This is a genomic window from Granulicella arctica, assembly GCF_025685605.1.
GTDB classification, from domain to species: domain Bacteria; phylum Acidobacteriota; class Terriglobia; order Terriglobales; family Acidobacteriaceae; genus Edaphobacter; species Edaphobacter arcticus.
Genome location: NZ_JAGTUT010000001.1, coordinates 3,533,388 through 3,551,763 on the forward strand (window position 1 = coordinate 3,533,388; position 18,376 = coordinate 3,551,763).

Genomic DNA, 18,376 nt, shown 5'->3' on the forward strand with positions numbered 1-18,376 from the left:
AAGGTATAGTTTTGTGCAAAATAAGTGTCAAGGAAAAAAGTACAACCTCGCAAAGTATTTTTTAGAGGAAGAGATTTTGGGATCACATTCAAGCCATCTCTCGACTCAGAGGTGATGATGAAAGCGTTCCATGTGAGGCAGAAACATGCCGGCAAGACCTGCCAGAAAGTCTTGCAAGGTGTGGGCGATCATGAAAGCGCTAAGTTTGCCGCGCTGCACAGTGAGCAGCGTAAGCGACGACTACAGATAACCCTTCGTACGCTTCAAAGAGCACAAAAAATGGCGGCGATGGCGATACCCGAAACGAAGCAGTCAGTACGGTAAAGGACGATCAGTGTGCTTATGTGCCAAGCAGTAGCGAGGCGCGGTGCAGGTGGTGGTTCGATGTGTGCCTGAGCCATATGAGTGTCAGTCGAGAGGCATGAACCGTATACTACGGCGTTGCTTGCTGTTGCCTGGAGGCTGTGATGAACGATGTGGTGATCGTGTCTGCGGTGCGGACTGCGGTAGGTAAGTTTCAGGGTGCCTTGTCGGAGATGAGCGCGGTGCAGCTTGGTGCGATTGTGGTGCGCGAGGTCGTGTCTCGCGCGGGGATTTCACCGGCAGAGATAGACGAGTGTCTGATGGGATGCGTGCTGCCTGCAGGACTTGGGCAGAATCCAGCTCGTCAGGCTGCGCTGCAGGGTGGACTTGCGGATACGGTCTCGGCGATGACGTTAAACATGGTCTGCGGTTCGGGATTAAAGGCCGTTGCGCTTGCGGTGCAGAGCGTGATGACCGGTTCTGCCAGGATCGTTGTCGCGGGCGGAATGGAATCCATGTCGAATGCACCTTATCTGTTGCCGCTAGGACGCAAGGGCTTTCGGATGGGCGATGCTACGGTGGTCGATTCGATGGTGAAGGATGGATTGTGGTGCGCCTGTGAGGACTTCCACATGGGAATGACTGGCGAGCTCGTGGCCGAGAAGCATGGCATCACGCGCGAGGAGCAGGATGCGTACGCGCTTGCTTCGCACCGGAAGGCTGCTGCAGCTTGGCGCGAAGGGCGATTCGATGCCGAGGTTGTGCCGGTTGCAGTGCCTTCGCGCAAAGGCCCGCCTGTAATGTTTGCGAAGGATGAGAGTGTTCGTGAGGATGCTTCCCTTGAGGCTCTAGCGGCACTGCGGCCTGCGTTCAAGAAGGATGGAACAGTTACGGCGGGAAATGCTCCGGGTGTGAACGATGCCGCGGCTGCGGTTCTCGTGATGTCGGCTGCTCGGGCGAAGGCTTTGGGGTTGAAGGCGATGGTGACGGTTCGTGCGCAGGCGACGAGTGGCGTTGCGCCGAAGTGGGTAATGCTCGCTCCAGTGACTGGTGTGCAGAAAGTGTTAGAGCGAGCGGGTTGGTCGATCGACGAGGTTGACCTGTTTGAACTGAACGAGGCGTTTAGTGTGCAGGCGTTAGGCGTGATGAAGGAGCTTGGGCTTGATGCGTCGCGGGTGAATGTCAACGGAGGTGCTGTGGCGATTGGACATCCGATTGGGGCGAGTGGAGCACGAGTGCTGGTGACGCTGATCCACGAGATGATGCGTCGCGATGTTCGCAAGGGTGTTGCTGCGCTTTGTCTTGGTGGCGGGAATTCAGTGGCTTTGGCGGTGGAGCGATAGGAGGTGAAAGGCTCAACACCGACTATGCTTCGAGTATGACGGTGCATGCGGAGCGGTTTACAGGTCGGGTCGAGGAGTATGAGCGGTATCGTTTGCGCTACTCGCTTGCGGTGTTGACGTTGTTGCGCGAGCGGTGTGGTTTGCGTGAGAGGGATGTTGTCGCCGATGTTGGGGCTGGAACGGGAATGCTGTCCGAGTTGTTCCTGGAGAACGGGAATGCTGTTGTGGCGGTTGAGCCGAATGCTGCGATGCGGGTTGTGTGTGAGCGACTGCGCGAGAAGTATCCTCGGCTTACAGTAGTTGACGCTTCGGCTGAGGTTACTTCGCTAGGTGATGCTTCAGTTGACTTCGTGACTGCGGGGCGAGCGTTCCACTGGTTTGATCCGGCGCTTGCGCTTCCAGAGTTTCGTCGGGTGTTGCGTTCTCGCGGATGGCTTGTTCTGGTTGCGAATGGACGGAGTGTCGGCGACTCGGAGCAGGCTTTGGAGTATGAGCGGATTCTGGCTGAAGAGGATGTCGATCAGAAGGACGTTGCGAGTCGGTACAAGATGCATGACGTTGCAGCTGCTTTGTTTGCTGAGGGCTCGCTGATTCAGGAGCAGTTGCATGGTGAGCAGCGACTGACACTTGAGGAATTTCTTGGACAGACGCAGTCGTATTCTTCGGTTCCGCTTCCTGGAGACGCGAAATATGAAGGCATGCAGCGTGCTCTGCGGGAGCATTTTGCACGGTGGCAGCGAGAGGGTGTGCTCACAATAAGGACCACTTGCCTGCTGACCTGCGGCATCCTGGGAGCCTGAGTACCCCCCGTACCTGGAGTGATAAAGTCTTCAAAACAGGTCAGTTAGGTGCGTACTTGTATGATTTTCAGTACGATTTAGTACGACTTCGGGGAAGTCATACGACTTTATGTACAGTTCGTGCCGAACAAATTGAGGTGGGGCGTGAGGGTTATCACGAATCGGCACGGATGACGCGGCTTTCATTGACACCTCTGGATTGTCTCAGGCGTCGACGATTGAGGCTTGCTGTTGGGCGGCATATGATCACAGCTTGTTTCGGTGTGATCAATGGAGTGTCTATGCGGATGGTTTTGCTTGCTTTGATTGTGGCGTCTGGGGTTGCGGCAGCGAGTGCGCAGCAGGATGCCCCACGTGTCTATGAGGCCACTCGCAGCAGTGAGTCCTATCGCAGGGCGGTGCTGGAAACGTACACGAGTTACGAGACCTCGTTGTCGACACACTGCCCTAAAGTTGACGTAAACATGAACACGAGCGACGCCAAGGTGCTTGGACCTTTTGTGACGGATGCGAACGGTTCCATCGTGTCAGGTCATTGGAGGGAGACTACGGAGGGAACGGCTTGCGGAGAAAAGCGACTCTATAACGCTTCAGTCGTCATTCGCGACGGTAAGTCGCAGGTGCTTTCGCTGTTTCCGGGTCACTCGTATGCAAGTGCGGTTCTACAGCGCGACGGGGTGCAGTATGCGGCCGTTGGCGCTGGCGCGGGACAAGGGTGTATGGCAGAGGTCCTGGATACTGTGCTGCCGGATGGGGAACCGAGTGGACCGAAGCTTCCCTGGGTGGAGAAGTGGACGGTGCGGGCTTGTGGCAAGCGATCTGTGGTGACGATGCACTTTGTGCCGGATGCTACCGGGACGACAATCAACGTTGCGCTGAAGGAGACGGTTGCGCTGCCGTGATGGAGTCTAGCTGTCGATAAGTGAGGTGAACGGCGATTGCAGGTGCAACGAAGATCTCTGCGAGATGACCTGGAACGAGCACACGCAGGTTCCTTTGGGAATGAGAGAAAGAAAGGCAAGGGTAAGCGCAGGTCCTTCGGCTTCGCTCAGGATGACAGCTTTGGGTGGGGTGCACTCGGCTGATTCTTTGCAGCTAGCACTCGATGATGTTGAGGGCGAGGCCGGCTAGTGAGGTTTCTTTATAGCGGGATTGCATGTCAAGGCCGGTCTGGTACATGGTGGCGATGACCTGATCGAGCGAGAGTTTGTGGTCGCCGGTCTCGTGCATGGCCATACGGGAGGCGTTGATGGCTTTGACGGCGCCCATGCCGTTGCGTTCGATGCAGGGGATCTGGACGAGGCCTCCGATGGGATCGCAGGTCATGCCAAGGTTGTGCTCCATGGCGATCTCGGCGGCGTGCTCGATCTGGGCGTTGGTGCCGTTGAGGGCGGCGACCAGCCCTCCTGCGGCCATGCTGCAGGCTACGCCTACTTCGCCCTGGCAGCCCACTTCAGCGCCGGAGATGCTGGCGTTCTCTTTATAGAGGATGCCGATGGCGGCGGCGGTGAGGAAGTAGCGGATGAGGCCTGCTTCCTTCTCTTCGGCGGAGCCTTCGGTGAAGCGTAAGTAATAGTGAGCGATGGCGGGGATGACACCGGCTGCTCCGTTGGTTGGGGCGGTGACGACGCGGCCACCTGCGGCATTTTCTTCGTTGACGGCCATGGCGAAGACGGTGACCCAGTCGATGGGAGCCAGCGGGTCGGTTGAGCCTATGGTGTTGAGACGTTCCGCGAGTCGGTGCGCGCGGCGGCGAACGTTGAGGCCTCCAGGGAGAATGCCCTCGGTGGCGATGCCGCGTTCGGTGCTTTCGCGCATGACCTGCCAGAGAGCCAGGATGCCGGAGCGGATTTTATCTTCGGAGGTTGTGGGTGCGTCTCTTAAACGCAGGTCCCCGTCGGGAATGACAGAAAGAAAGGCAGGGCGTTTGATGTTGAGGGTTGAGTCGCTGAGGAGGGCGCACTCGTTGGCGAGGAGTAGTTCGGCAATGGTGAGACTGTTGGTGGCGGCGGTGGTGAGGAGATCGTGCGCGCTGGCGAAGGGGTAGGGAACTGTGCGGGTGGAGGCTGGAGCGTTAGCGCTTTGCTGGATCTCGTACTCGGCCTGCGAGAGGATGAAGCCGCCGCCGATGGAGTAGAAGATGCCTTCGCTGAGTAAGGTTCCTAAAGAGTCGGAGGCGGAGAACTTCACGCCGTTGGGATGAGTGGTGGCGCCCGGAGTTGGATACATCTGGCTACGGTTGAAGTGCAGGTGTTCGGCCTCGACGAAGCGGATGGGCTGGGTGCCGCCGAGGGTGAGCGTGCCGGTGGTGCGTATGGCGGCGAGCAGCGTTGGGATCGTTGCAGAGTCGATGGTGTCGGGAGCTTCGCCGAGGAGGCCGAGGAGGATAGCTCCGTCGGTGCCGTGGCCGATGCCGGTGAGGGCGAGCGAGCCGTAGAGATCGACCGTGATGGAGCTTGTGCGCTGGAGTAGATCGGCCTCGGTGAGGGTCTGGACGAAGCGCAGGGCGGCTCGCATTGGACCGACGGTGTGGGAGCTGGAAGGGCCGATGCCGATTTTGAAGAGTTCGAAGAGGCTAGTGTTCACGTCAGCTTGATTGTAGGCGTTTGGGCACCGACTATTGCGGAGTCCGCTTCGCTTTGCTGCTGCTCTTCCTGGCTACGACGTTGTGATAGGCGGTGGTCAGTGCGCCGAGCAGGGTTGCTTCATCGACCGCGTCCAGGTGGACAAGCGTGGCGCCGCCGAGACCCCACGCTCCGGGGACAGGCTCGAAGATGCCGGGTAACTCCGCGATGAAGGCGGCCTGCTGCTCAGGCGTCAGTTTCACCATGCCGCAGCCTCGCGCCTGCGCGGCAAGCGTAGCGAAGATGTGATTGTTGATGCGGAAGTCGGGCTGATTGAAGTGAGAGCTCTCGATGGCGTCAGGCAGGCTGAGAGCGAGTTTGCGGAAGAGGGCGATGGCTGCAGGCATAGGTTTGAAGTAACCTCCTGGAGACGTAATGCTACACTTGCGGCACTCTACTGCCTCATCGCATCATCAGGCCAAACCATGCTTTTTAAAGTTCGCAGCGCTGCCGTTTATGGAATCGACGCGCATATTATCGACGTCGAGGTGGACTACTCGGGGATCAAGACGGCCCAGGAGGAGTTTCATACGGTGGGACTGCCGGATGCGGCGGTTCGAGAGAGTCGCGACCGGGTGCGATCGGCGATCAAGAACTCCGGGTTTGACATGCCGCCGACGCGGATCACGATCAACCTTGCTCCAGCGGACCTGAAGAAGGAAGGGTCAGGGTTCGACCTGCCGATTGCGATTGGGATTCTCGGGGCGTATGGGGCGCTTCACATCAAGGACCTAAGTGACTTTTTGCTGGTGGGCGAGCTTGGGCTGGATGGACAGCTGCGGGCGGTGCAGGGGATGCTGCCGATTGCGGTGGCTGCTCGGGCGAAGGGGATCAAGAACCTGGTGATTCCGGCAAGCAATGCTCGGGAGGCTGCTGTTGTGGAGGGTGTGAACGTTTACCCGGTGAGCAGCCTGCTGGAGGTGCGGGAGTTGCTGAACTCGGCAGCGTTTGGGTCGATCACTGCGGTGCCGCTGAAGGTGGAGACGACGGAGCTGCTGAACGAGATGCAGCACTTTCCGTTCGACTTCAAGGATGTGCGTGGGCAGCATGTGGCGAAACGGGCACTCGAGGTGGCGGCTGCGGGTGGGCATAACATTTTGATGATTGGACCACCAGGGTCGGGGAAGACGATGCTGGCAAAGCGGCTGCCGTCGATTCTGGCTCCGCTACGGTTTGAGGAGGCGCTGGAGACGACGAAGATCCATTCGGTGGCGGGAGTGCTGGATGCGGAGCAGGGGCTGGTGACGCATCGGCCGTTCCGGTCACCACACCACACCATCTCGGATGCAGGGTTGATCGGGGGCGGTGCTGTGCCTCGGCCGGGTGAGGTGTCGCTGGCGCACAACGGTTTGCTGTTTCTGGATGAACTGCCGGAGTTTCCGCGCAACGTGCTGGAGGTGCTGCGGCAGCCGCTGGAGGATGGCATGGTGACGATCGCGCGAGCGGCGATGAGCCTGTGCTTCCCGGCGCGATTCATGCTGGCAGCGGCGATGAACCCTTGTCCGTGTGGCTATTTCAACGATAAGAGCAGGGAATGCATGTGTACGCCGCCGATGATTCAGAGGTACGTGTCGAAGGTGTCGGGGCCGCTGCTGGATCGGATCGACATCCACATCGAGGTGCCAGCGGTGCAGTACAAGGAGTTACGGGGCGGGTCGGCGGCTGAGGGATCGGCGGAGATTCGGGCACGGGTGCTGGTGGCGCGGGAGAGGCAGCGGGAGCGGTTCGAGGCGGGGGCTGAACGAACGAAGGGAACACCGCGGACGGCATCGAAGCCGGTGTACGCGAATGCACAGATGAGCACGCAGCAGATTCGGATGTATTGCGAGCTTTCGTCGGATGCGGAGCGGTTACTGGAGCGGGCGATGCAGCAGCAGGGACTCAGCGCGCGGGCGCATGACCGAATCCTGAAGGTGGCGCGAACGATTGCGGATATCGAAGGTGCGGACTCGATTGCGGTAAAGCATATTGCGGAGGCGATTCAGTATCGGACGCTGGATCGGAGTTACTGGTCCTAGGTTGCGGAAGGCCGCTGGTCGATGAACATTCTATTTCTGGAATATCGATAATCGGAAGTTCCCGAAATAAGTATTGACCTTATCTGTCAGACAGGTTACTTTCCAATAGGTCGAGGTTGTTGCACTGAAGTTTGCACAGTCTTAGCCGAGGAGCAGGAATTGCTGCTTTTCCGTCGTCGGGTCTGCATTTTGTTGGTCCGGTCAGGAATTGGAGTCGCCCCGCTAAAAATTGAGTCTAATCGTTATGGTGAGCCTGACGTGAGTTGTCTTCAGGCTGCACCGTATCTGTTGATATTCGAGGTATGCGTGGGCTATCCTGCGCGACCTCTTCGAGGATAGAAAGAGGAGACACTTATGCGCTCAGATCTTATTTTTGGAGCACTCACGCACGTCACGAATCGCTATCAGCTTTGTCAGCTGGCTTCCAAGGCGACCCGTAAGCTGCACAAGCCGAACACCCGTCTTCAGGACACAACGAACGAGGTCCTTGATCGTTTTAAGGACACAGTTCCCATGGACGAGGGCAGCGAAGCACCTGTCGAGAAGGTACAAGTTCAAGAACGCCGCGCGGCTTAGTGCGCGGCTAGTTCTTCCCACCCAAGATTTGTATTGCTCCAGTTACCTATCTGCCGTACACTTCAGATTCATCAGTCAACATTCTGCATTTCACTGAGCTTCGGCCTTCCGCACGACCCCCTCGTCACGCAGATTTCGCCTCCGTTCCAAACACCCTCCCTCCAAAATTCCCAGGTAAAACATGACGATTTCTGAACTGAAAGAGCACAACATCGCGGAGCTGAGCAAGCTTGCGCGTGGACTCGATATTGCGGGCACCAGCGGTCTTCGCAAGCAAGACCTTATCTTCAAGATTCTGCAGGCGCAGAGCGAAAAAGAAGGGCACATCTTTGCTGAGGGCGTCCTTGAGATCCTGCCCGATGGCTATGGCTTTCTTCGCTCCCCTGACTACAACTATCTGCCCGGACCTGACGATATTTACGTCTCGCCATCGCAGATCCGCAAGTTCGACCTGAAGACGGGCGACACCATCAGTGGCAATGTGCGTCCTCCCCACGAGGGCGAGAAATACTTCGCGCTGGTCAAGATCGAGGCGATCAACTTTGAATCGCCAGAAGAGACGCGTAACAAAATTCTGTTCGACAACCTGACACCGCTTTATGCGCAGGAACGAGTGAAGATGGAGACGGTTCGTGAGCACATCTCCGGCCGTGTGATGGACCTGCTTACTCCGGTGGGCAAGGGACAGCGTGGCTTGATTGTTGCTCCGCCGCGCACCGGCAAGACGATGCTGTTGCAGTCGATCGCGAACAGCATTACGGCCAACCACCCCGAAGTGGTGCTGATTGTATTGCTGATTGACGAGCGTCCGGAAGAAGTTACCGATATGCAACGTTCGGTCAAGGGAGAGGTTATCTCTTCGACCTTCGATGAGCCCGCAGCCCGCCACGTACAGGTCGCCGAGATGGTGATCGAGAAGGCGAAGCGTCTCGTAGAGCACAAGCGCGACGTAGTGATCCTGCTTGATTCGATCACCCGCCTGGCTCGCGCGTACAACACGATTGTTCCACCTTCGGGCAAAGTGCTCTCAGGCGGTGTTGATTCGAATGCGCTGCAGCGTCCGAAGCGCTTCTTCGGTGCCGCTCGTAACATCGAGGAGGGCGGATCGCTCACAATTATCGCCACCGCCCTGGTTGACACCGGCTCGCGCATGGATGAAGTGATCTTTGAAGAGTTCAAGGGTACGGGCAACATGGAAGTCATTCTCGACCGGAAGCTGGTCGACAAGCGTGTCTTCCCGGCGATTGACATTCAGCGTTCCGGTACCCGTAAAGAAGAGCTTCTGATCCCCAAGGAAGACCTTCAGCGGACCTGGATACTACGTAAGGTTTTGAATCCACTATCACCTGTCGAGGCAATGGAGTTGTTGACGGACAAACTGGCCAAGACCCGAAATAATCAGGAATTCCTTCACAATATGAGTTCACTGTAAGGTAGCTCGAAAACCTGAAACGAGAGGTGCGGCCTATCTGGCCGCGCCTTTCCTTTTGTGGGTCGGCACGTTTATTCACGAGATTCCTGTAAACATTGAATGTAAGCACTTGCATACAACCAATTAATCCTAGATACTTTCGTAACATAGAGGATTGCTGCCCATACCTTATGGAGCGTGGAAGGGGTCGGCTGGATGCATGGAACTTACAACTACTATTTAGTGCTTCTTTCTTTAGTTGTTGCCGTTCTCGCCTCGTATACATCGCTAGATCTGGCTGCCAGGATCCGACTGATCGACGTGAGCGGCCCGCGGTATCACTGGTTGGTGGGTGGGGCGATTGCACTCGGGCTGGGTATCTGGTCGATGCATTTTGTGGGCATGCTTGCGATGCAGATGCCGATGCGCATAAGTTATGACCCGTGGATTACGGCTTGTTCGCTATTGCTTGCCGTAGTCATTTCCTACTTCGCTTTAGATGTAATGACACGTTCGGAACTGACCATCGGCCGACTTGCACTGGCAGGTCTGCTGATCGGACTCGGAATCGCGGGCATGCACTATGTCGGGATGATGGCGATGCGCTTGCAGCCGTCATTCCACTATCGTCCACTTCTCGTTCTGATTTCAGTCATAATTGCCCTGGTATTTTCGTGGGCCGCTATCTGGATTGCTTTAGCGCTGGATGACGAGCGGCAGCATTACATCCTCTTGAAGCGTTGCATTGGGTCCGTTGCCTTAGGTGTTGCTGTCGCTGGAATGCACTACGTTGGCATGAACGCGGTGGTGTTCCCGGTGGCGGCCACAAGTGATGTCACGAAAGGGCTTAGTACTGATTCTCTGTTTTCGATTGTTTGTGTCTTCTCACTTTGCGGACTTGTGATGACGCTCATCCTCTCTACCCTGGAGACACGGTTCGATCGTCTCCTGATGAGCTCGAATCTCTCCCTCGAAGACGCCAACAAGCGGCTTCAGGTGCTTGCGACTATTGATACCCTTACTGGCATTCCCAATCGAAACTCCTTCATCGAGCTGACGAATGAACGCATTTTGCGCGCAGAGCAGAACTCGCAACCGTTCAGCTTGATGTTTCTCGATCTTGATGGTTTCAAGACGATTAACGACTTTATGGGCCATGCTGCGGGTGATGAGCTGCTGCGGTCGATGGCGTGGGAGTTATTGAATCGGGTCCGCAACGGCGATATTGTGGCCAGGCTTGGGGGAGACGAATTTGTCATTCTGCTGGAAGGGGTCGGCGATCTAAGCGACATAGGGCCCGTGGCTGCAAATGTGTTGGAGCGGATGCAGAAAGACTTTGTGATCCATGGAATGCCGTTGCGCGTGACTGCGTCGATGGGCGTTGCGACCTATCCTAAGGATGGCCTGACCGTATCGGCGCTGCTGAAGAGCGCCGACACGGCGATGTACGACGCGAAGCAGCATGGAAGAAACACGTACCGCCTCTTCAATCCTGAGATGACGGACACCTCGGCGCGAGTACTGCGCATTCACCGAGGCTTGGCGGATGCCCTGGAAAAGGATCAGTTCACGCTGGCCTTTCAGCCCAAGTTTGGTGGTTTACAGAACAAGCTGGTTGGGGCGGAGGCACTGATTCGCTGGAGGCACCCGGAGCTAGGCGATCTTTCGCCAATGGACTTTATTCCGATCGCTGAACAGACCGGCCAAATCGCGCAGATCTCCGAGTGGGTGGTTGGCGAAGCCTGCCGCCAGATGAAGCAGTGGGAACAGCATGGACTTGCTCCGCTGAAGGTTGCAATTAATCTGTCCCCGGAACAATTGCGACAGGCCCACTATGTCGAGCGAATCCTTGAGATTATCGGTAAGTACGGGATCGAATCCCACAGGATCATGTTTGAGGTAACCGAAAGTGTTGCGATGAAGGAGCCTGCGATGGCGGGCGAAGTCATCCGCCAATTCCAAAAGGCAGGGTTCGAGATAGCTCTTGATGATTTTGGCATCGGTTACTCGAGCATGGCGTACCTGCAGCAATTTCGTGTAAAGCAATTGAAGATCGACCGCTTTTTTATCAATGCTCTTGACGATGAAGGTGAAGAAAGTCAGGCAATTGTGTCGGCGATGATCGCCTTGGCTCACTCTCTCCATATGACGGTTGTAGCTGAGGGTGTCGAGACGATGACGCAACTCGAGAAGCTCAACGAGCTCGGCTGTGACGAGCTGCAGGGATATCTCCTGTCAAAGCCACTGAATGCAGCGCTGTTTGAGGCGTTCCTGCGGGAACAGGGAAAGCTGGATAAGAAGTTGTTCGAGGAGACTTTGCTCGGTATAGGTCTCACTTCTATCCCACCGCTGGCTGCGATCGTCCACTAGTAGCCATTGGCGATAAGGTATTGCTCCGTGAGTTTGAAGCCGTCAGGCGCATGGTCGTGTCGCTCGGCATATCGCGCGAGCACATCTGTTTCGATGTTGACGAGGACGCCCGGTGTGAGCGTGTGAAGGCTGGTCGCGACGTAGGTGTGGGGAATAATCGCGATCTCGACAATGTTTTCATCTAGTGAGGCGACCGTCAGCGAGATGCCCTCGACGGTGATGGATCCCTGGGCGACGACGAAGCGGGCGAGATCGCTGGAAAGCTGGAGTCGCATCCGCCAATCGGTGTTGACCGTTCCCGGTGTAATGGGATCGAGCGCCAGCAGGACGGCGGTGCCATCGACATGACCCTGGACGACGTGGCCGCCGAGGGGTGAGCCAGCCGGCGTGGGCAACTCCAGATTGACTGAGTAGCCTTTGCGAAGGTTGCCTAACGTCGTGCGGGCCAGTGTTTCTGCTGCGAGATCTGCGGAGAAGCGTGGTGGGAAGGCATCGGGTTCTATGTTGAGTGCAGTGAGACAAACCCCGCTGACGGCGATGCTGTCGCCGGTGTTGAGGTGCGCGGCGAGAGTAGGTGCGGCAACGGTGATCCGGGTAGCTCCGTCAGTTGGAGTGAGCCCGAGGATGGTGCCTACAGATTGGACGAGGCCGGTGAACATGCTTTCAGCTTAGCGGATTTCTATCGACGGAGTGGAGATCCAGGGATCGTGCAGATAGCCGGTGACGCAGGCGTCGGGACCGAAGCTGGTGCGGTTCACGCGGGTGAGCGACTGCTCGAAGAGAAATGGGGAGGCGATGCCTTGAGCGAACGGGATGGCATGATCACCGAGTTCCGTCTCAGCGTAAAAGAGGACGGCCTTGTCAACGAGGTTTTGGGTAAGGAAGGCTCCGTTGAGGCGAGAGCCGCACTCGAGCAGAAGGCTGAGGAGCTTGCGTTGGCCGAGTAGCTTGAGAACGGCCGGGAGGCTGATCTGGCGGTTGTGTTCGGGAAGGACTTCGACCTGTGCGCCGGCTAACTCAAGGCTGGTAATGCGTTGCGTTGGCACGCCGGTGCCGCAGAGGATGAGGAGGTCCTCCTTGGCGGTGCGGACCAACTGGGAGTGGATTGGCGTTTGCAGGTGGGTGTCGAGGACGATGCGGAGGAGCGGACGGCGGCGGGGAAGGCCGGTGCGGTCGGTGAGAGCTGGATCGTCGGCCAAGACGGTGCCGATACCTGTGAGGATGGCGTCGGTGCTGTGGCGAAGCTGCTGGACCTCGGCGCGAGCAGCAGGGCCGGTGAGCCAGAAGGGTTGGGTGCCCGTGCGGGCGGCGGGTGGGGGAGCGAGCTTGCCGTCGACGGAAAGCGCTGCTTTAAGGGTCACGAATGGAGTGCCGTGCTGGATGAAGTGGGCGAAGGCTTCGATGAGATTCCGAGCGTGCTGTTCGTGCACGCCGATCGTCACCTGAATGCCTGCATCGCGGAGCTTGACGATGCCTTGACCGCTGACGAGGGGGTTTGGGTCTTGCGTCCCGACGACTACGCGCGCGATACCGGCGGCGATGAGGGCATCGGCACAGGGGCCAGTGCGGCCGTGATGGCTGCAGGGCTCGAGGGTGACGTAGGCTGTCGCACCGCCTACGGTGTGGCCCTTGGCAGCGGCATGTTTGAGGGCGGCTATCTCGGCGTGGTCTCGTTGTTCGAAGAGGTGTGCACCTTCGCCGATGACTTTTTCACCACGGACCAAGACACAGCCTACCTGCGGATTAGGCGAAGCAAGGGCGGCGGTCGCGGCGGCTAGGTTGAGGGCCTGCTGCATGAACTGGCGATCGTCACTCATCGGCGGAGAACCTTCAACGAAACACTATCCTGTCTTGCCCAATTGGCCATTTGTGCTATTACGGCCTTCCCCATTCGCAGATGGTAAAGTTTGCCATTGAGGTCAAGGATGAACGGAAGTGATGTCAATAAGAAATTGGAACGTGGACTTTTTCCAGTCTCCATCAAGTTTTTAAAAGCTACACCAGGCTTTAGTGATCTACAAAGGCCATCGGACCTAACCTTTGCAACAGGCGTGTTGGATTCGGTGAGCGAGCAGTCGTATCGCATCGACGCCGCCTGGGACTCCAAGACCGGTACGATGACCCTCAGCAAGAACGCTGCAGGGGAGGGCCTGTGGATACCGTATGTTGGCAACGGAGCATCTGTCTCAGCCGGTATCGCCCAGATGAGCAAGCGTGGACTTGGAACCTATACGCCTACCGTATTGGGCGGTGGTGGAATCAGCTGGGTGGTGACTGGGCCTTTTTCAGGGTGTCATTCTGCTGTCTTCAGCGTAGGCAATGACAAGGTCTTTGCGCATATCGTGACGCAAGCGAGCGGATATACGGCGGATACCGTGGCGAACCAGGTTGCGAACATCGCGCTGCAGCTCGGAATACCTGCGCCTGCTGCGACAGCCTATCCGCAGGTGGCCTCTGGGCTTGGAGAAGGCTTTGTCTTCTGGATGCGGATCGGAGCTACCTGGTATCGGCGCGTGGTGTACGCCTTCGCAGGCAAGGTCACCTCAGTCGAAGCCAAGACAACGATCTAATTCATCGGTCCCGAGTTAGTCGAGGAGGGAATCGATGAAGCTGGTGGAGTCGAAGGGGATGAGATCTTCAATCTTCTCGCCGATGCCCGCATAAACAACCGGGAGCTTGAGTTCGGTCGCGATGGCGAGGACGATGCCGCCCTTTGCGGTGCCGTCGAGCTTCGTGAGAACGATCCCGGTTACGTGCGCGGCCTCGGTGAAGAGGCGGGCCTGCGTGAGACCGTTCTGGCCGGTCGTAGCGTCCATGACGAGGAGAGTCTGATGAGGTGCGCCGGGGATAAGCTTCTCGGCGGTGCGGCGCATCTTGTCCAGCTCCTTCATCAGGTCGGTCTTGGTGTGGAGGCGGCCTGCGGTGTCGACGATGAGAACCTGGGTTCCGCGTGCCTTGGCTGCGGTGCAGGCGTCGTAGAGTGCGGCTGAGGGATCACCGCCCTGCTTGGTCTTGATGAGTGGAACGCCGGAGCGAGTGGCCCAGACTTCGAGCTGCTCGATGGCAGCAGCGCGGAAGGTATCGGCAGCGCAGAGAAGCACTGTGCGGCTATCCAGCCCAGTACTGAGGAGGTTGGCGAGCTTGCCAGTGGTAGTCGTTTTGCCGGTACCGTTGACGCCAACCATCATGATGACCTCAGGCGGCAGGGAGGGGTGAGCAATGGGCTGAACGACGCCATCGAGGATCCGTTTGAGCTCGGCCTTGAGGAGATGCTTGAGCTCGGTGCCGCCTTCAATGCCGACGCGCAGTGCCCGTTCGCGGAGATTGGCGATGATCTGCGTGGAGGTCGCAGCACCTATGTCGGCTGCAAGGAGGAGCGGCTCGAGATCGGAGAGGGTGCTTTCGTCGACCTCTCGGGTGAGGGCGATGAAGCCACCGAGAGAGTCGTTGAGGCTCTCGCGGGTGCGCGTGACCGCCTGCTTCATGCGGTCGAAGAAGCCGCGTCTCTGCTCCGGCTCGGCTGGCTGACTCGGGGTCAATTCGGGTTCGGTGGGCTGGTCGGGTTCTGGTTTGCGTTTGCCGAAGAGGTTGAAGGCCATGGAGCTTCTAGTTTAGCGGATGAGGTTGGCGAGGAACCTCCGAAGCCGGAGTTTGCCGTGGGAGACGCCACGCTACGCCGAATGGGTGCTCGCCTAAGTTTCTATCGTTCCGGACGGTGTCTGAGGAGCGACGAATGAGGTCGGGTGAGACTGGTGAAGTCTTGGGAGGAGCTTTCGGCCGGTGTCGCTCAGGAAGAAGAAAGCTCCGACGCAGAAAACAAGGATCGTCGCAGCGAATAGGATGACGATCAGTAGGAAGTTCGGGCCTTTTGGATATTTGCGGTAGTCGGCGGTGGAGGTAGGTTCGGTCATTCCTGTTTAGATGCGATTGCGCCCGAGCACGAGAGATCGACCTATCCGTCCCGCATCTTCCTGCGTCTTCTAACGTGCTATTCGTCGCGGTTAGGACGGGACATAAGTTCGCGGATAGCTTCGCGGGGGTTCTTGTTGCGATGGAGGATGGCGTCCATCTGGCTGGTAATGGGCATGTCTACAGCGTAGCGGGCGGCCAGGCCGAGCGCTGCGGTGGTGCTGCGGACGCCTTCGGCTACCTTGCCGTGCAGGCCGGCGATGATGTCCGAAAGCTGGCGGCCTCGACCAAGTTCGATGCCTACGGAGCGGTTGCGGGAGAGCGATCCGGTACAGGTGAGGACGAGGTCGCCGACTCCTGAAAGTCCAGCGAGCGTCTGGCGATGGCCTCCGCAGGCGATGGCGAGACGGGTGATCTCGGCAATACCGCGCGTGATGAGGGCTGCGGCGGAGTTATGGCCCAGGTCCAGGCCGTGGACGACTCCGGCGGCGAGGGCGATGACGTTCTTGAGAGATCCGCCGAGTTCTACTCCGGCTACATCGTCGTTGGTGTAGAGACGGAGCGAGGGCGAGGTGAACTCGCGCTGGATGGTCAGGCTGACTGCGGGATCGAGCGAGGCCACGACGACAGCAGTGGGAGCGGCTGCAGCGACCTCCTGGGCGAAGGAAGGTCCGCCGAGAGCGGCGAAGGGATTGTTCGTGATGGAGGCGATTACCTGGGACATGCGGAGGAAGGTCGTCTCCTCGATTCCCTTCGAGGCGCTGACGAGGATCTGGTCGCTGGTGAGGAGTGGGGCGATCTGCGTGATGGTGCTGCGAAGGTGCTGCGAGGGCGTGACGCAGAGGATGATGTCTGCCTCGAAGATGCTGCCGACGAGATCGGAGGTGACACCGATGCCTGCGGGAAGCGTATATCCGGGAAGGTATGGCAGATTCTCGCCGTGTTCGTGGAGTTGTTCGGCTAGAGCTGTGGAATGGGACCAGAGACAGATCTCGTGGTCGCCTCGGCGTGCGAGCGAGATGGCTAGGGCAGTTCCCCAGGCACCTGCTCCGAGGATGGATATGCGACTCATGCTACTGCCTTTCTGGACCCGAAGCGGCTCTCAGTACCTGCGAGGAGACGGCGGATATTGGCGTGATGCTTCACGATGATGATGAGTGGGATCACGAGGAAGCCTGTGATGACGATCGGGGTGCGGTAAGGCACGAAGTAGAAGGCGAACAACGGCAGCGTTGCTGCGGCGATCACAGAGGCGAGCGAGACGTAACGGGTAAGCAAGACGATGATCGCAAAGACGGCGACGATGGCGAGTGCGGTTGGCCAGGTGAGAGCAAGGAAGACGCCGAGAGCGGAAGCAACGCCTTTGCCTCCGTGGAAGCCGAGCCAGACGGGAAAGCAATGGCCAAGGATCGCTGCAATGGCTGCGGCGACTGCGAGATCATAGTTGGAGGGTGCGAGGTGTCTGGCGATTACCACCGCTGCGAAGGCCTTGCCGAGATCGAGCAGGAGCGTTGCGATACCGAGACCCTTTGCGCCGGAGCGTGCAACGTTCGTGGCTCCGATGTTGCCGCTGCCGAAGGTGCGGATGTCCTGCTTGCGGAAGATGCGAACGAGGAGATACCCGAAAGGGATTGATCCAAGCAGGTAGGCGATCGCGATAGAGGTGAGCCAAGGGTTCATTGTGTCGAGTGTCAGTTTAGCAAGTGAAGCATCAGGGTGGCGTTAAGCCGCGGAAAGGAGGTGACGACGGATCAGTTCAAGAGCGTGCTGACTTGCCCACCAGCGGATGCGTTCGCGGTCTCCGGTGAGGTTTAGTTCGGTGACGTTGGTTTGCTGGCCGTCGGCGAGGGCGATGTAGACGAGGCCGATTGGCTTGTCGGCATCAGGTCCTGGAGCTCCTGGACCTGGACCTGCGATGCCTGTGATGGAGATGCCGAGTGATGCTGCGGTTCGGCTGCGGATGCCTTCTGCGAGCGCGATTGCAGTCTCGGCGCTTACTGGACCTTTGGTGGAGATGGTTTCTGCTGGAACGTCGGCGAAGATGGTCTTCAGGTTGTCGGAGTAGACGACAGCTCCTCCCAGGAAGTAGCGCGAGCTTCCGGCGATTGCGGTGAGGCGCTGGGCGAGAAGACCTCCGGTGCAGCTTTCGGCTGTCGCGAGGGTGAGATGTCGCATGCCGAGCATGAGGAGGACGACCTCCTCGAGGCTTTCGCCCTGGGAGGAGAAGATCGCATCGTCCATCTCGTCTTCGATCCTGGCGGTGAGTTCGTTGACGCGGGCTTCGGCCTCTTCGAGTGTCGGCTTGGCGGCGAGGAAGTGAAGCTGGATCTCGGCGGAACCGGCGAGGATGGTCGTCTCGATGTCGGAATATTCTTTGTAGATGGGCGCGGTGCGTGCGTCGACCTGCGACTCGGGGATCAGTGCCATGCGCAGGAGACGTTTGGCGAGATGGCGCGGTGGAAGATTGGCGGCAAGTAACGGCTTGCATGCCTCTTCGAAGAGGCCTTTGAGCTCCTTCGGCGGACCTGGAAGGAGGATGACGATCTTGCGATGGCCGTCGATGATGGTGTCGAGATATTGTCCTGGCGCGCTTCCGTTGCGGTTCTCGAGGATGGTTGCGCCTTCGAGAACGTCGGCCTGGTGAGCGTTGTTTGGCGGCATGATCATGCGACGAGCGGCGAAGCGCTTGTAGAGGGCGGTGAGGATTTCGGGGTCGCGGCGAAGCGTGATGCCGAGAGCTGCGGCTGCAGCTTCGCGGGTGAGATCGTCCTCGGTTGGTCCAAGACCTCCAGAGAAGATGACGATGTCCGCTCGTGCGATGGCGACCTTTGCGGCTCCGGTGAGATGCGCGATGTTGTCGCCGACGATGGTCTTAAAGGCTACGGAGACACCGAGCGTGTTAAGTTCGCCGGTGAGATAGAGCGAGTTCGTGTCCTGCCGAAAGGGTGTCAACATCTCGGAGCCTGCGGCAATAATTTCAGCGATCATGATGTTTGTTTGGATGCGACCTTCGAGCAGATGT

The 18,376-nt window shown here is 58.3% G+C and carries 17 protein-coding genes; 8 read left to right on the top strand and 9 right to left on the bottom strand.

Features of this window, described 5'->3' with window-relative positions:
• Nucleotides 1-467 precede the first annotated feature (467 nt).
• The 3 genes from OHL20_RS15070 (at nt 468) to OHL20_RS15080 (ending at nt 3,348) form a co-directional block, all read left to right on the top strand.
• The gene (locus OHL20_RS15070; protein WP_263384000.1) at nt 468-1,646 is read left to right on the top strand and encodes an acetyl-CoA C-acetyltransferase; all 1,179 of its coding nucleotides are present in this window, start codon (nt 468-470) and stop codon (nt 1,644-1,646) included.
• A 35-nt stretch (nt 1,647-1,681) separates the two neighbouring features.
• Complete coding sequence (locus OHL20_RS15075) at nt 1,682-2,446, top strand: class I SAM-dependent methyltransferase (RefSeq protein ID WP_263384001.1); 765 nt, start codon at nt 1,682-1,684, stop codon at nt 2,444-2,446.
• A 281-nt stretch (nt 2,447-2,727) separates the two neighbouring features.
• On the top strand, nt 2,728-3,348 hold the full coding sequence (locus OHL20_RS15080; protein WP_263384002.1) for a hypothetical protein: 621 nt from the start codon (nt 2,728-2,730) through the stop codon (nt 3,346-3,348).
• A 193-nt stretch (nt 3,349-3,541) separates the two neighbouring features.
• Here the strand turns inward: OHL20_RS15080 and OHL20_RS15085 are convergent, their stop codons facing one another.
• Together OHL20_RS15085 and OHL20_RS15090 are read right to left on the bottom strand one after the other, a co-directional pair.
• On the bottom strand, nt 3,542-5,032 hold the full coding sequence (locus OHL20_RS15085; RefSeq protein WP_263384003.1) for an L-serine ammonia-lyase: 1,491 nt from the start codon (nt 5,030-5,032) through the stop codon (nt 3,542-3,544).
• Nucleotides 5,033-5,063: 31 nt separating this feature from the next.
• The gene (locus OHL20_RS15090; protein ID WP_263384004.1) at nt 5,064-5,417 is read right to left on the bottom strand and encodes an MmcQ/YjbR family DNA-binding protein; all 354 of its coding nucleotides are present in this window, start codon (nt 5,415-5,417) and stop codon (nt 5,064-5,066) included.
• Between the two features lie 78 nt (nt 5,418-5,495).
• Between OHL20_RS15090 and OHL20_RS15095 the strand changes: the two genes are divergently transcribed.
• The 4 genes from OHL20_RS15095 (at nt 5,496) to OHL20_RS15110 (ending at nt 11,445) form a co-directional block, all read left to right on the top strand.
• Nucleotides 5,496-7,088, top strand: a complete 1,593-nt coding sequence (locus tag OHL20_RS15095; protein WP_263384005.1) for a YifB family Mg chelatase-like AAA ATPase — start codon at nt 5,496-5,498, stop codon at nt 7,086-7,088.
• Nucleotides 7,089-7,442: 354 nt separating this feature from the next.
• Nucleotides 7,443-7,664, top strand: coding sequence for a DNA-directed RNA polymerase subunit omega (locus OHL20_RS15100; RefSeq protein ID WP_263384006.1), 222 nt, complete (start codon nt 7,443-7,445; stop codon nt 7,662-7,664).
• A gap of 181 nt (nt 7,665-7,845) precedes the next feature.
• Complete coding sequence (gene rho, locus OHL20_RS15105) at nt 7,846-9,096, top strand: transcription termination factor Rho (protein ID WP_263384007.1); 1,251 nt, start codon at nt 7,846-7,848, stop codon at nt 9,094-9,096.
• A 300-nt stretch (nt 9,097-9,396) separates the two neighbouring features.
• Nucleotides 9,397-11,445, top strand: coding sequence for a putative bifunctional diguanylate cyclase/phosphodiesterase (locus OHL20_RS15110; protein WP_263384008.1), 2,049 nt, complete (start codon nt 9,397-9,399; stop codon nt 11,443-11,445).
• Here OHL20_RS15110 and OHL20_RS15115 read toward each other — a convergent pair.
• Complete coding sequence (locus tag OHL20_RS15115; protein ID WP_263384009.1) at nt 11,442-12,104, bottom strand: riboflavin synthase; 663 nt, start codon at nt 12,102-12,104, stop codon at nt 11,442-11,444. The two genes, OHL20_RS15110 and OHL20_RS15115, sit on opposite strands and share 4 nt — an antisense overlap.
• Nucleotides 12,105-12,113: 9 nt before the next feature.
• Nucleotides 12,114-13,262 carry a bifunctional diaminohydroxyphosphoribosylaminopyrimidine deaminase/5-amino-6-(5-phosphoribosylamino)uracil reductase RibD gene (ribD, locus tag OHL20_RS15120; RefSeq protein WP_263384010.1) on the bottom strand — a complete coding sequence of 383 codons (1,149 nt, stop codon included), beginning with the start codon at nt 13,260-13,262 and terminating at the stop codon, nt 12,114-12,116.
• 246 nt (nt 13,263-13,508) lie between these two features.
• Here ribD and OHL20_RS15125 point away from each other — a divergent pair, with 246 nt between their 5' ends.
• Nucleotides 13,509-14,015, top strand: coding sequence for a hypothetical protein (locus OHL20_RS15125; protein ID WP_263384011.1), 507 nt, complete (start codon nt 13,509-13,511; stop codon nt 14,013-14,015).
• A 15-nt stretch (nt 14,016-14,030) separates the two neighbouring features.
• Here OHL20_RS15125 and ftsY read toward each other — a convergent pair whose 3' ends face one another.
• From ftsY to OHL20_RS15150, 5 genes are all read right to left on the bottom strand, one after another.
• Nucleotides 14,031-15,044, bottom strand: coding sequence for a signal recognition particle-docking protein FtsY (gene ftsY, locus OHL20_RS15130; protein WP_263384012.1), 1,014 nt, complete (start codon nt 15,042-15,044; stop codon nt 14,031-14,033).
• Nucleotides 15,045-15,137: 93 nt separating this feature from the next.
• On the bottom strand, nt 15,138-15,356 hold the full coding sequence (locus tag OHL20_RS15135; RefSeq protein ID WP_263384013.1) for a hypothetical protein: 219 nt from the start codon (nt 15,354-15,356) through the stop codon (nt 15,138-15,140).
• A gap of 77 nt (nt 15,357-15,433) precedes the next feature.
• A complete protein-coding gene (locus OHL20_RS15140) occupies nt 15,434-16,426 on the bottom strand; it encodes an NAD(P)H-dependent glycerol-3-phosphate dehydrogenase (protein ID WP_263384014.1) in 993 nt (330 codons plus the stop codon).
• A complete protein-coding gene (gene plsY, locus OHL20_RS15145; protein WP_263384015.1) occupies nt 16,423-17,034 on the bottom strand; it encodes a glycerol-3-phosphate 1-O-acyltransferase PlsY in 612 nt (203 codons plus the stop codon). Before plsY ends, OHL20_RS15140 begins: the two co-directional genes overlap by 4 nt.
• Before the next feature lie 42 nt (nt 17,035-17,076).
• On the bottom strand, nt 17,077-18,342 hold the full coding sequence (locus OHL20_RS15150) for a competence/damage-inducible protein A (RefSeq protein ID WP_263384016.1): 1,266 nt from the start codon (nt 18,340-18,342) through the stop codon (nt 17,077-17,079).
• Between the last annotated feature and the right edge of the window lie 34 nt (nt 18,343-18,376).

Coding starts and splice junctions, on each gene's coding strand:
- OHL20_RS15070 (WP_263384000.1), top strand. CDS start 468: ATGAACGATGTGGTGATCGTGTCTGCGGTGCGGACTGCGGTAGGTAAG.
- OHL20_RS15075 (WP_263384001.1), top strand. CDS start 1,682: ATGACGGTGCATGCGGAGCGGTTTACAGGTCGGGTCGAGGAGTATGAG.
- OHL20_RS15080 (WP_263384002.1), top strand. CDS start 2,728: ATGCGGATGGTTTTGCTTGCTTTGATTGTGGCGTCTGGGGTTGCGGCA.
- OHL20_RS15090 (WP_263384004.1), bottom strand. CDS start 5,417: ATGCCTGCAGCCATCGCCCTCTTCCGCAAACTCGCTCTCAGCCTGCCT.
- OHL20_RS15095 (WP_263384005.1), top strand. CDS start 5,496: ATGCTTTTTAAAGTTCGCAGCGCTGCCGTTTATGGAATCGACGCGCAT.
- OHL20_RS15100 (WP_263384006.1), top strand. CDS start 7,443: ATGCGCTCAGATCTTATTTTTGGAGCACTCACGCACGTCACGAATCGC.
- rho (WP_263384007.1), top strand. CDS start 7,846: ATGACGATTTCTGAACTGAAAGAGCACAACATCGCGGAGCTGAGCAAG.
- OHL20_RS15115 (WP_263384009.1), bottom strand. CDS start 12,104: ATGTTCACCGGCCTCGTCCAATCTGTAGGCACCATCCTCGGGCTCACT.
- ribD (WP_263384010.1), bottom strand. CDS start 13,262: ATGAGTGACGATCGCCAGTTCATGCAGCAGGCCCTCAACCTAGCCGCC.
- ftsY (WP_263384012.1), bottom strand. CDS start 15,044: ATGGCCTTCAACCTCTTCGGCAAACGCAAACCAGAACCCGACCAGCCC.
- OHL20_RS15135 (WP_263384013.1), bottom strand. CDS start 15,356: ATGACCGAACCTACCTCCACCGCCGACTACCGCAAATATCCAAAAGGC.
- OHL20_RS15140 (WP_263384014.1), bottom strand. CDS start 16,426: ATGAGTCGCATATCCATCCTCGGAGCAGGTGCCTGGGGAACTGCCCTA.
- plsY (WP_263384015.1), bottom strand. CDS start 17,034: ATGAACCCTTGGCTCACCTCTATCGCGATCGCCTACCTGCTTGGATCA.
- OHL20_RS15150 (WP_263384016.1), bottom strand. CDS start 18,342: ATGATCGCTGAAATTATTGCCGCAGGCTCCGAGATGTTGACACCCTTT.